We start from the raw sequence: 12,473 nt of genomic DNA on the forward strand, positions 1-12,473 counted from the left end.
AGTCACGCGCCTCGGCAGCTGGTCCTCGTGTAGGCGCGTGATGCAGATGGGCGAGACAACGCATGGAATTCGATAAACTGCTGCGCCTGATGGTGGAAAAAGGCGGCTCGGACCTGTTCATCACCGCCGGCGTGCCGCCTTCGATGAAGGTCAACGGCAGGATCATGCCGGTCACCAAGAATCCGATGTCGCCGGAGCAGACCCGGGAAACCGTGTATGCGGTGATGAACGAGCAGCAGCGTCGGGAGTTCGCCGAGAACCACGAGTGCAACTTCGCCATCAGCGCCCGTGGCGTCGGCCGCTTCCGTGTCAGCGCCTTCTACCAGCGCAACCTGGCGGGCATGGTGCTGCGCCGCATCGAGACCAACATCCCGACCCTGGATGACCTCAAGCTGCCGGAAATCCTCAAGAAGCTGGCGCTGACCAAGCGTGGCCTGGTGCTGTTCGTCGGCGCCACCGGTACCGGCAAGTCGACCTCGCTGGCGGCGATGATCGGCTTTCGCAACAAGAACAGCAGCGGCCACATCATCTCCATCGAGGACCCGATCGAGTACATCCACCAGCACCAGAACTGCATCGTCACCCAGCGTGAGGTGGGCATCGACACCGAGTCTTACGAGGTGGCGCTGAAGAACACCCTGCGCCAGGCGCCGGACGTGATCCTCATCGGTGAGGTGCGCACCCGCGAGACCATGGACCACGCGGTGGCCTTCGCCGAGACCGGCCACCTGTGCCTGGCCACCTTGCACGCCAACAACGCCAACCAGGCCCTCGACCGGATTATCAACTTCTTCCCGGCCGATCGGCAGAACCAGGTGTGGATGGACCTGTCGCTCAACCTCAAGGCCATCGTCGCCCAGCAGCTGGTGCCGACGCCGGATGGCAAGGGACGCCGCGCGGTGATCGAGGTGCTGATCAACACCCCTCTGGCCGCCGACCTGATCCGCAAGGGCGAGGTACATGAGCTCAAGAGCCTGATGAAGCGCTCCACCGAACTGGGCATGCAGACCTTCGACCAGGCGCTGTACAACCTATACAGCCAGGGCGAGATCACCTACGAGGATGCGCTGTTGTATGCCGACTCGGCCAACGACCTGCGCCTGATGATCAAACTCGGCTCTGAGACCGATGGCGATCACCTGTCCCAAATGAGTGAAGGCCTGTCCCTGGAGACCGCATCGGAGGATCCGGGGCGGCGCTACCGCTGAGCCTGAGCGCTTCTATCAGCCCGCGTTCGCGGGCTTTTTTATCGGCTGGCGAGGCTCCGCGCCCAGCCAGCCTTTCCGTCGCAGTCTGCAGTGCAGGAGCAAGATATGGATGCGAAGCAGGACACCCACAGCAAGCTCATCGGCTATCTCTTGTGGATATTCGGCTTCCTCGGTGCTCACCGCTTCTACTACGGCAAGCCGGTGACGGGGACGATCTGGTTCTTCACCCTCGGCCTGCTGTTCATCGGCTGGATCATCGACCTGTTCCTGATCCCCGCCATGGACCGCGAGGCCGACCTGCGTTTCACCGCCGGCGAGACCGACTACAACGTCGCCTGGATCCTGCTGACCTTCCTTGGCGTCTTCGGCGTGCATCGCATGTATCAGGGCAAGTGGCTCACCGGGATCATATACCTGTGCACCGGCGGCCTGTTCCTGGTCGGTGTGCTCTACGACTTCTGGACCCTGAATACCCAGGTTTCGCTGAAGAACGCCGAGGGTGGCTGAAGCGACTGGATAGAAAAGCCCGCCATTTGGCGGGCTTCTTTATGGCTATGTACCAATAGCGTGTTGCAGGGTTCTGCCTACCGCCTCCTGAATGCAGTGAGCCGGCCGAATATTCCGCTGATAGCGCTCTAGCATGCGGCGCCAGCCCAGGTAATTCGGGAGGTAGCGGGTGGCCACGCCATGAAAGCGGGTCATCCAGCTCTTCAAGCGGCTGTGGTAGGCGTTGACGTTCTGAATATGGAAAGCGCCTTGGCGCACGCGCTGGCCGGGGCGGGCATGCACGACCTGATGGGTGATGCCCTGTGTCCGGGCAAAGCTGGCGTAGACCGCTGCCCCGTCACTGCAGAGCACGGCCTCCCGGTCGATCAGCGGCATCAACGCCTCTCGCACATGATTGGCATCGAGCTTGGCCAACTTGAAGTCAGCGGTGTGGCCCTCCCGGTCGCGCACCACCATCACCGGGATCTGGTCTTTACCCGTGCCGCGGGTCACGCTCACCCCACCTCGTTTACGGGGCGGCCGAGGCAACTGCCTCTGGCCCTTGAAGGACTCCAGAAAGAACGTCTCATCCACTTCGACAATCCCTGCCTCATGCGTGGCGTGATGCTCAGCCGCTGCAGCCAGGAAGCGGTGCCTCCAGAGGAAAGCGGTGTTTTTGCTGATGCCGCATGCCTGGGCCGCCTTGCGCACGCTAAGCCCGTCAATCAGTGCCTGGGCGTAGTCTTTCCAGCGTTCGGGGTAGTGCAGGCGGGCAAGGCCTGTTGCTGAGCGCGCGGTGCAAGTCCGTCGACAACTACGGCAACGATAGCGGCGCAGACTGCGCGACCAACCCCAGGGCGCAAGCTGATTCGCATTGGTCTGGCAATGCGGGCAACGCTGCAGCGCCGGCAGGCAATCGAGCACTTCTGTCGCCGGCGGGTTCTGCAGTGCTCGGTGAAGGGTGGAATGCTGCTGGGTGCTGAGCTGGCTCAATTGAGCCAGCCAGTGGTGAAAGGCTTGAGTATCCATGATCGACGGACCTCCTGACTGGATGCCTGCCGTTTAGATTAGTACTCGCAACACATCGTTGGTACATAGCCTTCTTTATGGGGCGATCATCCGGCCTGGTAGCTGAGGTGGCCGTCGACCAGGGTGTAGCGCACCGTGCCCGGCAGGCAGTGGCCGATGAAGGGGCAGTTGCTGCCTTTCGAATACCAGGTCTCGCCCGCCAGGGTCGAGCCGTTCGGGTCGAACAGCAGCAGGTCGGCCGGGGCGCCCACGCTGAGGCGGCCGGCCGGCAGGCGCAGGGCGTCGGCCGGGCCGGCGCCGAGGCGGGCGAGCAGCTGCGGCAAGTCCAGCAGGCCGTCCTGGACCAGGGTCAGGGCCAGGGGCAGCAGCAGTTGCGCGCTGCTGATGCCGGGCTCGGTGGCGCCGAAGGGGGCCAGCTTGGCATCCCGTTCGTGGGGCTGGTGATGGCTGGCGATCGCCTGGATCACCCCGGCCTTGACCGCCTCGCGCAGACCATCGCGGTCGCTGCGGGTGCGCAGCGGCGGCTGCACGTGGTAGAGGCTGGAGAAACCGGTCAGGGCCTCGTCGGTGAGGATCAGCTGGTACAGGGCGACGTCGGCGCTCACCGGCAGGCCGCGGGCCTGGGCATTGGCGATCAGCTCGGCGCCGCGGGCGCTGGTCAGTTGGCTGAAGTGGGCGCGCACGCCGGTCTGCTCGACCAGCAGCAGGTCGCGGGCCAGGGCCACGGTCTCGGCCGTCTCGGGAATGCCGGGCAGGCCGAGGAAACTGGCGGTGGGGCCTTCGTGGGCCAGGCCGCCCTCGGCCAGGTCGTGGTCCTGGGAGTGGAAGATCACCGTCAGGTCGAAGGTCGCCGCGTATTCCAGAGCGCGGCGCAGGGTGCGGCTGTTGCGAAAGTTGTCCAGGCCGTTGCCGAACGCCACGCAGCCGGCGTCGCGCAGGGCCACCAGCTCGGCCAGCTGCTCGCCGGCCAGGTTCTTGCTCAGGGCGCCGATGGGGAAGACCTTGGTGTGGCCGGCCTCGCGGGCGCGGTCGAGCACCAGTTCGGCCACCGCCGGGGTGTCCAGGATCGGCTTGGTCAGCGGCGGGCAGCACAGGCTGGTGACGCCGCCGGCGGCGGCCGCCAGGGTCTCGCTGGCGATGCTGCCCTTGCGGCTGTAGCCCGGCTCGCGCAGGGCGACGGACAGGTCGACCAGGCCGGGGGCGGCCACCAGGCCCTGGGCGTCGAGGGTCTGGTCGGCGTCGAAGGCGGCCGGCGCCTGGCCGATGGCGGCCAGCTTGCCGTCGGCGATGTACAGGTCGGCGAGCTGGTCGAGGCCACTGCTGGGGTCGATGACGCGGGCGCCGAGGATACGGGTGCGCATCAGTTCTGCTCCTCGGAGTTGAGTTGACGTTGGGCGGTCTGGCCGCTCATGGCCATCGACAGCACGGCCATGCGCACGGCGATGCCGTAGGTGACCTGGTTGAGGATCACCGACTGGGGGCCGTCGGCCACCGCCGACTCGATCTCGACGCCGCGGTTGATCGGGCCGGGGTGCATCACCAGGGCATCCGGCTTGGCCAGTTTGAGACGCTGCTCGGTGAGGCCGAAGAGGCGGTAGAACTCGCCCTCGCTTGGCAGCAGGCCGCCCTGCATGCGCTCGCGTTGCAGGCGCAGCATGATCACCACGTCGACATCCTTGAGGCCGGCGGTCATGTCGCTATGAACGCTGACGCCGTACTGCTCGATGCCGACCGGCAGCAGGGTCTTCGGCGCGATCACGCGGATGTCCTGGCAGCCCAGGGTCCGCAGCGCGAGCATGTTGGAGCGCGCTACCCGCGAGTGCAGGATGTCGCCGACTATGGCCACCGAGAGGTTCTCGAAACCGCCCTTGTGCCGGCGGATGGTCAGCATGTCGAGCATGCCCTGGGTGGGGTGGGCATGGCGGCCATCGCCACCGTTGATGATCGCCACATCCGGGCAGACGTGCTCGGCAATGAAGTGGGCGGCGCCGGAGTCGCCGTGCCTGACCACGAACATGTCGGCGGCCATGGCCTCGAGGTTGCGCAAGGTGTCGAACAGGGTCTCGCCCTTGCTGGTCGAGGAGGTCGACACATTCAGGGTGATCACGTCGGCCGACAGGCGCTGGGCGGCCAGCTCGAAGGTGGTGCGGGTGCGCGTGGAGTTCTCGAAGAACACATTGCACACGGTCTTGCCGCGCAGCAGCGGGACCTTCTTCACCGCCCGCGCGCCGACTTCGAGAAAGGAGTCGGCGGTGTCGAGCAGCTCCGTCAGCAGCTCGCGGGGCAGGCCGTCGAGCGAGAGAAAATGGCGCAGCTGGCCTTGGTCGTTCAGCTGCAGCGGGCGCTGGGCGTCAATCGGCGTCATCGCGAGGGTCTCAGTTGGCGAGCGTCTGGAGTTCGAGGGTGAGGGGCGTGGGGCCGGACAATTTTATCCGCTGATTCGCCGGCAGCGACAGGGTGGCGCCCACCACATCGGGGCGGATCGGCAGGTCGCGGGCGTTGAGGTCGAACAGGCAGACCAGGGTCACGCTGGCGGGCCGGCCGTAGTCGAACAGTTCGTTGAGGGCGGCGCGGATGGTTCTGCCGCTCATCAGCACGTCATCGATCAGCACCAGGTGCTGGCCCTCGATCTCGAACGGCAGCTCGGAGGGCTGCACCTGGGGGTGCAGGCCGCTCTGGGTGAAGTCGTCGCGGTAGAACGAGACGTCCAGCACGCCCAGTGGCGCCGCGTTGCCGAGGGCTTCCAACAGGGCCTGGGCCACCCACACGCCGCCGGTGCGAATGCCGATGAAGCGCGGCTCGGCGATCTGTCGCTGGTTGAGGTGGCCGATCAACGCGCCGGCCATTTTGGGCAGCAGTTCGGCGGGGGACGGTAAGGTCATCGAAAACTCCTTGTGGGCCAGGCCCGGGCTCAGCTCGGGGCGTGTTCGGCCAGCCAGCCTTCGAGCAGCAACGCGGCGGCCAGGGCGTCGACCGGGCGCTCGCGGTAACCGCCGTTCTGCCCCTGCTGCAGGCGCTCGCCCTTGGCGGCATAGGTGGTCAGGCGTTCATCGTGGGTGTGCACGGGCAGGTTGAAGCGGCCGTTGAGGCGTCGGGCGAACTTCTCCGCGCGGGCGCTCATCTCGCTGGGCGTGCCGTCCATGTTCAGCGGCAGGCCGACCACGATGGCGTCCGGTTGCCACTCGCGCAGCAGGGCCTCGACCTTCTGCCAGTCCGGTACGCCGTTCTGCGCCTTGAGCACGCACAGCTCGCGGGCCTGGCCCGTGATCGCCTGGCCGACGGCCACACCGATCTGTTTGCTGCCGTAGTCGAAGCCGAGCAGCAGGCGCAGCGGTTTGGCGCTGGCGTCGGCCATCAGGCGTGACCGGCTTGCGAGGTGAGCAGGCTGAGGTCGACGCCCAGGCGCGCCGCCGCCGCATTCAGGCGCTGGTCGAAGGGCAGGTCGAAGAGGATGGCGGTGTCGGCCGGACAGGTCAGCCAGGCGTTGTCGGTCAGCTCGGTCTCCAGCTGCCCGGCCTCCCAGCCGGCGTAGCCGAGGGCGATCAGGTACTTGTCCGGGCCGCTGCCGTCGGCGATCGCGAACAGCACGTCCTGGGAGGTGGACAGGCCCAGCTCGCCGAGTTCGAGGGTGGCCTGGAACTGCAGGCCGGCCGGGTGCAGGACGAAGCCGCGGTCGGTCTGCACCGGGCCGCCGGAGAAGATCGGCAGCGCCTGGCAGACGGCCGGCGCCTCGTCGTCCGGGCGCAGCTGCTCGAGGACGTCGGCCAGGTTGAGGCCATTCGGGCGGTTGATCACCAGGCCCATCGCGCCCTGCTCGTTGTGCTCGATCAGGTAGATAAGCGTGTGCGCGAAATGCGGATCGGCCATGTGCGGCATGGCGATCAGGAAGTGGTGCTTGAGGAAGCTTGGGCTGGCGTCTTTCATGCGCGTTAGCTTAAAGCCTGCGGCCGGAGCCTGGAAGCTAAAACGCGAATCCGGAGTGTCGCGCCGGTTCAGTTGCTCGACAGTCGGTCGCCGCGCTCGAAGCGCCAGGTGCGGATGATCTCCAGGCGATCGACATCGGCCAGGTCGCCGGTGAAGGGCGCGAAGGGCGCGGCCAGGCGGACGATGCGCAGGGCGGCCTGGTCCAGTAGGCGCTGGCCGGAGGACTCCAGCACCTGCACTTCGTAGAGGGTGCCGTCGCGGTTGATCGACACCAGCAGGCGCAGGCTGCCGTAGATCCGCTGGCGACGCGCGTCGTCCGGGTAGTTGAGGTTGCCGATGCGCTCGACCTTCTTGCGCCATTCGTCCTTGTACCAGGCACCCTTGTCGCGCATGGTCGAGGCGGCGTTGAGGCGGTGGATCTTCGGGCGCTTGGCGTACTGCTGGATGTCCTGGGCCAGCTCGGCTTCCAGGCTGGCGATCTCCGCCGACAGCTGCGCGCTGTCGAACACCGGCGCCGGCTGGACCTGGGGCGCGGGTTTGCTCTCTTCGCGTTTGACCGGGGCCTTCTGCGGCTGCGGCGTGCGGGTGGCGATCGCGGCTTTCGGCGCCTCCTGACGGGCCACCGGCGGTTGCGGTGCGGCCGGCGGCGTCACGCGCTTGACCTGGGTGTCCTGAAACAGCGCCTGCTCGGTGGTCTTGGGCTTGGCCTTGTGCTCCAGGGTGCCGCTGCCCTGCTGGTTGTCCTGGGCGAGGAAGTCGGCCTCCTTGGGCTTTTCCTCGCTCTTGAAGGTCGACAGGGTGATTTCCAGGGTCTTGCTGATCTGACTCGGCTCGGCCAGGGAGAAGCCCAGGCCGAGGATCAGCGCGGCATGCAGCGCGGCGGCGAGGAACAGGGTAAACCCCAGGCGGTCCGCCGGGCGGACGCCGGCGGACGGGGGTGCAGTGGGCTTGGCGGCGGCGGTCATCGCGATACGGGTCGGTTCAGGTTGCCGCGCAGTCTGCCGAGGGCTCGGGCAAAAGTCTATGAAGCACTGCGCGCATTGAGCTTCTCGGCGATCTTGTCCATCAGGCGCTCGCCGATGCGGGTGTCGAAGGCCGCGTCGATCTCGCGGATGCAGGTGGGGCTGGTCACGTTGATCTCGGTCAGGTAGTCGCCGATCACGTCCAGGCCGACGAACAGCAGGCCTTTCTCGCGCAGGGTCGGGCCGACACCGGCGGCGATCTCGCGGTCGCGTTCGCTCAGCGGCCGCGCCTCGCCGCGACCGCCGGCGGCCAGGTTGCCACGGGTCTCGCCGGCGGACGGGATGCGTGCCAGGCAGTAGGGCACGGCTTCGCCGTCGATCATCAGGATGCGCTTGTCGCCCTCGCTGATGGCCGGCAGGTAGCGCTGCGCCATGATCTGTTGCTGGCCGTGGGCGGTGAGGGTCTCGAGTATCACCGAGAGGTTGGGGTCGCCTTCGCGGTGGCGAAAGATCGAAGTTCCGCCCATGCCATCGAGGGGTTTGAGAATGATGTCACGCTGCTCTTTGGCAAACTCGCGCAGAATGTCGGGTCTGCGGCTGACCAGGGTCGGTGGCGTGTATTGGGGGAACAGGGTGGCGAACAGCTTCTCGTTGCAGTCGCGCAGGCTCTGCGGGCGGTTGACCACCAGCGCGCCTTCCCGTTCGGCCTGCTCCAGCAGGTGGGTGGAGTAGAGGAACTCGTTGTCGAAGGGTGGATCCTTGCGCATCAGGATCACGTCCAGCTCGCTCAGCGCCAGGTCCTGCTCATCGCCCAGTTCGAACCAGCGCTGGGGGTCGTTGAACACCTTGAGCGCGCGAGTGCGGGTGCGGGCCTGGCCCTTGGCCTGGTAGAGGTCGCGCTGCTCCATATAGAAGAGAGACCAGCCGCGTGTTTGCGCGGCCAGCAGCATGGCCAGCGAGCTGTCCTTTTTGAAGGCGATTTGCGTGATAGGGTCCATGACTATGCCGAGGCGAACGCTCATGGGGGGTCTCCGTGAAGGGCGGTAGCTGAGAGGCGCGTAGACTTGCGTGTGGCGCCAGGGTGGCGCCGACTGGACGGGCGGTCAAGGGGAAAACCCCGGCCTTCCGTGGCTTGTGGCTTGCATTGGGAGAGTGTGCTAAAAAGGCCCGACGATCGGGTTGCGGCCCGTCGGCGGCAGGGCCTCAGGCGCACTGGTTCAACGCGAAAATAACGACTCACCGAGGCGATGGTAGGGCAAACATGGAACAGCATTCCGAGGGTTTGAGGGTGATGGTGATCGACGATTCGAAGACGATTCGTCGTACCGCGGAAACCCTGCTGAAGAAGGTGGGTTGCGAGGTGATCACCGCAGTAGACGGCTTCGATGCCCTGGCAAAGATCGCCGACAGTCATCCGAATATCATTTTTGTCGACATCATGATGCCGCGGCTCGATGGCTATCAGACCTGTGCCCTGATCAAGAACAACAGTGCGTTCAAGGCCACGCCGGTGATCATGCTGTCCTCCAAGGATGGCCTGTTCGACAAAGCCAAGGGACGTATCGTCGGTTCCGATCAGTACCTGACCAAGCCTTTCAGCAAGGAAGAGTTGCTCGGCGCGATCAAGGCCCACGTACCCGACTTCACTCCTGTGGACCAGGCCTCCTGACGTCCAGTCGCAAAGTCCTAGACGCCTATTCATGTATTGGGAAACACCATGGCTCGAATTCTGATTGTTGATGACTCGCCGACCGAGATGTACAAGCTGACCACCATGCTGGAGAAGCACGGGCATCAGGTGCTCAAGGCGGAAAATGGCGCCGATGGCGTCGCCCTGGCGCGCCAGGAGAAGCCGGATGCGGTGCTGATGGATATCGTCATGCCGGGCCTCAATGGCTTCCAGGCGACTCGCCAGCTGACCAAGGACGCCGATACCAGTCACATTCCGGTGATCATCGTCACCACCAAGGATCAGGAGACCGACAAGGTCTGGGGCAAGCGCCAGGGCGCCAAGGACTACCTGACCAAGCCGATCGATGAAGACACCTTGCTCAAAACCATTAATGCCGTATTGGCCGGCTGATGCCGGGCCAGTCCGCAATTAGATAAGAAGAAGGCCAAGGTTGGCATGTCGGACGCGCAGACACCGTTTCAACTCCTACTCGAAATCGACCAGCGTTGTCGGCAGCTGGCGGCTGGCCTGCCGTTGCAGCAGACTGCCGTGCAGACCTGGAGCGGTATCGGCTTTCGCATGGGCGAGCGGTTCTTCGTGGCGCCCATGGGCGAGGTCGGTGAGGTTTTGCACGAGCCGCGCTACACCCTGCTGCCCGGGGTCAAGAGCTGGGTAAAGGGAGTTGCCAACGTGCGCGGCCGACTGCTTCCGGTGATGGACCTGTGCGGTTTCTTCGGCAACGAGCTGTCGCCGCTGCGCAAACAGCGGCGGGTGTTGGTGGTCGATCATCAAGACGTGTTCGCCGGCCTGACGGTCGATGAAGTGTTCGGCATGCAGCATTTTCCGGTGGATGCCTTCTCCGAGCAGCTGCCGCCGCTCGAGGCGTCCATCAAACCCTTTATTCACGGTGTTTTTCAACGCGAGCAACCCTGGTTGGTGTTTAGCCCTCATGCGCTGGCCCAGCATCAGGGGTTTCTCGACGTGGCGTATTAACAGCTTTTCGGTGGGGTCGGCGTTGCCGGCCTTTTGGCGTTACATGGGAACCGTAGTGCGGTCGGTCCAGGCGGGGGCCAGATAATGAAAAAACTCAACACAGGCAACTTATTCGCGGGTACGCGCAGCAGCACGCTGATCGCCGGACTGTTCATCGTCCTGATCGTCTCCATCGTGCTGTTGTTCGCGAACTTCGCCTACCTCAACACCCAGTCCAACTACGATACGGAATACATCAGCCACTCCGGTGAGCTGCGCGTATTGTCCCAGCGTATCGCCAAGAACGCCTCCGAAGCGGCGGCGGGTACCGCCGAGGCGTTCGGCCTGTTGCGCGAGGCGCGCAACGACTTCCAGACCCGCTGGGGGTATCTGACCGACGGCAACAGCGCCAGCGGCGTGCCCGCGGCGCCGAGCGCCGTGCAGGCGCAGATGGCGGCCGTGCAGCAGGACTGGGACAGCCTGCGGCAGAACACCGACGCCATTCTGGCCAGCGAGCAGACGGTACTTTCCCTGCATGAGGTAGCCGCCACCCTGGCCGAGACCATTCCGCAGCTGCAGGTCGAGTACGAGGAAGTGGTCGACATCCTGCTGGAGAGCGATGCGCCGGCAGCCCAGGTGTCGGTAGCCCAGCGCCAGTCGCTGCTGGCCGAACGTATTCTCGGCTCGGTGAACAAGGTGCTGGCCGGTGACGAGGACTCGGTGCAGGCTGCCGACATGTTCGGCCGTGACGCCAGTCTGTTCGGCCGTGTCCTGAGTGCGATGCTCGAAGGCAACGCGGCGATGGAAATCTCCAAGGTGACCGACGAAGAGGCCCTCGAGCGTCTGGCGGAGATTTCCGAGCTGTTCGAGTTTGTTTCCGGCTCGGTGGACGAGATTCTCGAGACTTCGCCTGAGCTGTTTCAGGTGCGTGAGTCGGCCAACACCATCTTCAGCGTGTCGCAGACCCTGCTGGACAAGGCCTCCGAACTGGCCGCCGGCTTCGAGCAACTGGCCAACGGCCGGGCCCTGAACACCCTCGCCGGATATGTGCTGGGCGGGTTGGCCTTGGCTTCGATCATCCTCATTGGCCTGGTCATGGTGCGCGAAACCAACCGCCAGCTGCACGAGACCGCGGAAAAGAACGAACGCAACCAGACCGCGATTTTGCGTCTGCTCGATGAGATCGCCGACCTCGCCGACGGTGACCTGACCGTGGCCGCAACCGTAACCGAAGACTTCACCGGCGCCATCGCCGACTCGATCAACTACTCCATCGACCAGCTGCGCGACCTGGTAGCGACCATCAACCTGACCGCCGTACAGGTTGCCGGCGCCGCCCAGGAAACCCAGGCCACGGCGATGCACCTGGCCGAGGCCTCGGAGCATCAGGCCCAGGAGATTGCCGGTGCGTCCGCGGCGATCAACGAAATGGCGGTGTCAATCGACCAGGTATCGGCCAACGCCTCGGAGTCCTCCGCGGTAGCGGAGCGCTCCGTAGCCATCGCCAACAAGGGCAACGAAGTCGTACACAACACCATCACCGGCATGGATAACATCCGTGAGCAGATCCAGGACACCTCGAAGCGGATCAAGCGCCTCGGCGAATCGTCCCAGGAGATCGGTGACATCGTCAGCCTGATTAACGACATTGCCGACCAGACCAACATCCTCGCCCTGAACGCCGCGATCCAGGCCTCCATGGCCGGTGACGCGGGCCGTGGCTTCGCCGTGGTAGCGGACGAAGTACAGCGTCTGGCGGAACGGTCCTCGGCGGCGACCAAGCAGATCGAGGCGCTGGTCAAGACCATTCAGACCGACACCAACGAGGCGGTGATCTCGATGGAACAGACCACCTCCGAGGTGGTGCGTGGGGCCCGTCTGGCGCAGGACGCCGGGGTGGCCCTGGAGGAGATCGAAAAGGTATCCAAGACCCTCGCGGCCTTGATCCAGAACATCTCCAACGCGGCGCGCCAGCAGGCCTCTTCGGCCGGTCACATCTCCAACACCATGAACGTGATCCAGGAGATCACCTCGCAGACCTCATCGGGCACCACGGCCACGGCGAAGAGCATCGGCACCCTGGCCAAGATGGCCAGTGAGATGCGCAAGTCGGTGTCCGGCTTTACCCTGCCGGAAGCCGGGGAGCAGGCATAAGCGAATGCGCGGCGGCGACCGGAGGCGGTCGCCGTACCCGGCCGATGGCCATGAGCGAGGGGCACG

Annotated in this window: 14 protein-coding genes; 6 read left to right on the forward strand and 8 right to left on the reverse strand. The window is 65.2% G+C overall.

Going from position 1 to position 12,473, the window contains the following annotated elements; translation table 11 throughout:
- Nucleotides 1-62 precede the first annotated feature (62 nt).
- On the forward strand, nt 63-1,208 hold the full coding sequence (locus KDW96_RS13635) for a PilT/PilU family type 4a pilus ATPase (protein ID WP_255836795.1): 1,146 nt from the start codon (nt 63-65) through the stop codon (nt 1,206-1,208).
- 105 nt (nt 1,209-1,313) lie between these two features.
- Nucleotides 1,314-1,715 (forward strand): NINE protein, encoded by a 402-nt coding sequence (locus tag KDW96_RS13640; RefSeq protein ID WP_255836796.1) that lies wholly within the window; start codon nt 1,314-1,316, stop codon nt 1,713-1,715.
- Nucleotides 1,716-1,760: 45 nt separating this feature from the next.
- Here KDW96_RS13640 and KDW96_RS13645 read toward each other — a convergent pair whose 3' ends face one another.
- From KDW96_RS13645 to gshB, 8 genes are all read right to left on the reverse strand, one after another.
- Nucleotides 1,761-2,723: an IS1595 family transposase gene (locus tag KDW96_RS13645; protein ID WP_255836797.1), complete on the reverse strand. Its 963-nt coding sequence runs from the start codon at nt 2,721-2,723 to the stop codon at nt 1,761-1,763.
- An 86-nt stretch (nt 2,724-2,809) separates the two neighbouring features.
- The gene (locus tag KDW96_RS13650) at nt 2,810-4,084 is read right to left on the reverse strand and encodes a dihydroorotase (RefSeq protein WP_255836798.1); all 1,275 of its coding nucleotides are present in this window, start codon (nt 4,082-4,084) and stop codon (nt 2,810-2,812) included.
- Complete coding sequence (locus KDW96_RS13655; RefSeq protein ID WP_255836799.1) at nt 4,084-5,088, reverse strand: aspartate carbamoyltransferase catalytic subunit; 1,005 nt, start codon at nt 5,086-5,088, stop codon at nt 4,084-4,086. The genes KDW96_RS13650 and KDW96_RS13655 overlap by 1 nt, the downstream gene beginning before the upstream one ends.
- Nucleotides 5,089-5,098: 10 nt before the next feature.
- A complete protein-coding gene (gene pyrR / locus KDW96_RS13660; RefSeq protein WP_255836800.1) occupies nt 5,099-5,605 on the reverse strand; it encodes a bifunctional pyr operon transcriptional regulator/uracil phosphoribosyltransferase PyrR in 507 nt (168 codons plus the stop codon).
- A gap of 29 nt (nt 5,606-5,634) precedes the next feature.
- Nucleotides 5,635-6,078: a Holliday junction resolvase RuvX gene (ruvX, locus tag KDW96_RS13665; protein ID WP_255836801.1), complete on the reverse strand. Its 444-nt coding sequence runs from the start codon at nt 6,076-6,078 to the stop codon at nt 5,635-5,637.
- Nucleotides 6,078-6,647: a YqgE/AlgH family protein gene (locus KDW96_RS13670; RefSeq protein WP_255836802.1), complete on the reverse strand. Its 570-nt coding sequence runs from the start codon at nt 6,645-6,647 to the stop codon at nt 6,078-6,080. The genes ruvX and KDW96_RS13670 overlap by 1 nt, the downstream gene beginning before the upstream one ends.
- 68 nt (nt 6,648-6,715) lie before the next feature.
- On the reverse strand, nt 6,716-7,612 hold the full coding sequence (locus tag KDW96_RS13675) for an energy transducer TonB (RefSeq protein ID WP_255836803.1): 897 nt from the start codon (nt 7,610-7,612) through the stop codon (nt 6,716-6,718).
- A 56-nt stretch (nt 7,613-7,668) separates the two neighbouring features.
- Nucleotides 7,669-8,631, reverse strand: coding sequence for a glutathione synthase (gene gshB, locus KDW96_RS13680; RefSeq protein ID WP_255836804.1), 963 nt, complete (start codon nt 8,629-8,631; stop codon nt 7,669-7,671).
- Between the two features lie 239 nt (nt 8,632-8,870).
- Here gshB and pilG point away from each other — a divergent pair, with 239 nt between their 5' ends.
- From pilG to KDW96_RS13700, 4 genes are all read left to right on the forward strand, one after another.
- Nucleotides 8,871-9,278 carry a twitching motility response regulator PilG gene (gene pilG / locus KDW96_RS13685; protein ID WP_255836805.1) on the forward strand — a complete coding sequence of 136 codons (408 nt, stop codon included), beginning with the start codon at nt 8,871-8,873 and terminating at the stop codon, nt 9,276-9,278.
- Nucleotides 9,279-9,326: 48 nt separating this feature from the next.
- Nucleotides 9,327-9,692, forward strand: a complete 366-nt coding sequence (gene pilH / locus KDW96_RS13690; protein ID WP_255836806.1) for a twitching motility response regulator PilH — start codon at nt 9,327-9,329, stop codon at nt 9,690-9,692.
- 45 nt (nt 9,693-9,737) lie between these two features.
- Complete coding sequence (locus KDW96_RS13695; RefSeq protein ID WP_255836807.1) at nt 9,738-10,274, forward strand: chemotaxis protein CheW; 537 nt, start codon at nt 9,738-9,740, stop codon at nt 10,272-10,274.
- Nucleotides 10,275-10,358: 84 nt separating this feature from the next.
- Entirely contained in the window at nt 10,359-12,407 is a 2,049-nt protein-coding gene (locus tag KDW96_RS13700; RefSeq protein WP_255836808.1) for a methyl-accepting chemotaxis protein, read from the forward strand.
- Nucleotides 12,408-12,473 lie beyond the last annotated feature (66 nt).

Origin of the sequence: Pseudomonas benzenivorans (genome assembly GCF_024397895.1) — a bacterium.
GTDB lineage: Bacteria > Pseudomonadota > Gammaproteobacteria > Pseudomonadales > Pseudomonadaceae > Aquipseudomonas > Aquipseudomonas benzenivorans_A.

Bases quoted from the DNA above. Each gene is read 5' to 3' on its own strand.
- KDW96_RS13670 (WP_255836802.1), bottom strand. From the start codon at position 6,647: ATGAAAGACGCCAGCCCAAGCTTCCTCAAGCACCACTTCCTGATCGCC.
- pyrR (WP_255836800.1), bottom strand. From the start codon at position 5,605: ATGACCTTACCGTCCCCCGCCGAACTGCTGCCCAAAATGGCCGGCGCG.
- ruvX (WP_255836801.1), bottom strand. From the start codon at position 6,078: ATGGCCGACGCCAGCGCCAAACCGCTGCGCCTGCTGCTCGGCTTCGAC.
- KDW96_RS13650 (WP_255836798.1), bottom strand. From the start codon at position 4,084: ATGCGCACCCGTATCCTCGGCGCCCGCGTCATCGACCCCAGCAGTGGC.
- KDW96_RS13645 (WP_255836797.1), bottom strand. From the start codon at position 2,723: ATGGATACTCAAGCCTTTCACCACTGGCTGGCTCAATTGAGCCAGCTC.
- KDW96_RS13640 (WP_255836796.1), top strand. From the start codon at position 1,314: ATGGATGCGAAGCAGGACACCCACAGCAAGCTCATCGGCTATCTCTTG.
- KDW96_RS13675 (WP_255836803.1), bottom strand. From the start codon at position 7,612: ATGACCGCCGCCGCCAAGCCCACTGCACCCCCGTCCGCCGGCGTCCGC.
- KDW96_RS13700 (WP_255836808.1), top strand. From the start codon at position 10,359: ATGAAAAAACTCAACACAGGCAACTTATTCGCGGGTACGCGCAGCAGC.
- pilH (WP_255836806.1), top strand. From the start codon at position 9,327: ATGGCTCGAATTCTGATTGTTGATGACTCGCCGACCGAGATGTACAAG.
- KDW96_RS13635 (WP_255836795.1), top strand. From the start codon at position 63: ATGGAATTCGATAAACTGCTGCGCCTGATGGTGGAAAAAGGCGGCTCG.
- KDW96_RS13655 (WP_255836799.1), bottom strand. From the start codon at position 5,088: ATGACGCCGATTGACGCCCAGCGCCCGCTGCAGCTGAACGACCAAGGC.
- pilG (WP_255836805.1), top strand. From the start codon at position 8,871: ATGGAACAGCATTCCGAGGGTTTGAGGGTGATGGTGATCGACGATTCG.
- gshB (WP_255836804.1), bottom strand. From the start codon at position 8,631: ATGAGCGTTCGCCTCGGCATAGTCATGGACCCTATCACGCAAATCGCC.
- KDW96_RS13695 (WP_255836807.1), top strand. From the start codon at position 9,738: ATGTCGGACGCGCAGACACCGTTTCAACTCCTACTCGAAATCGACCAG.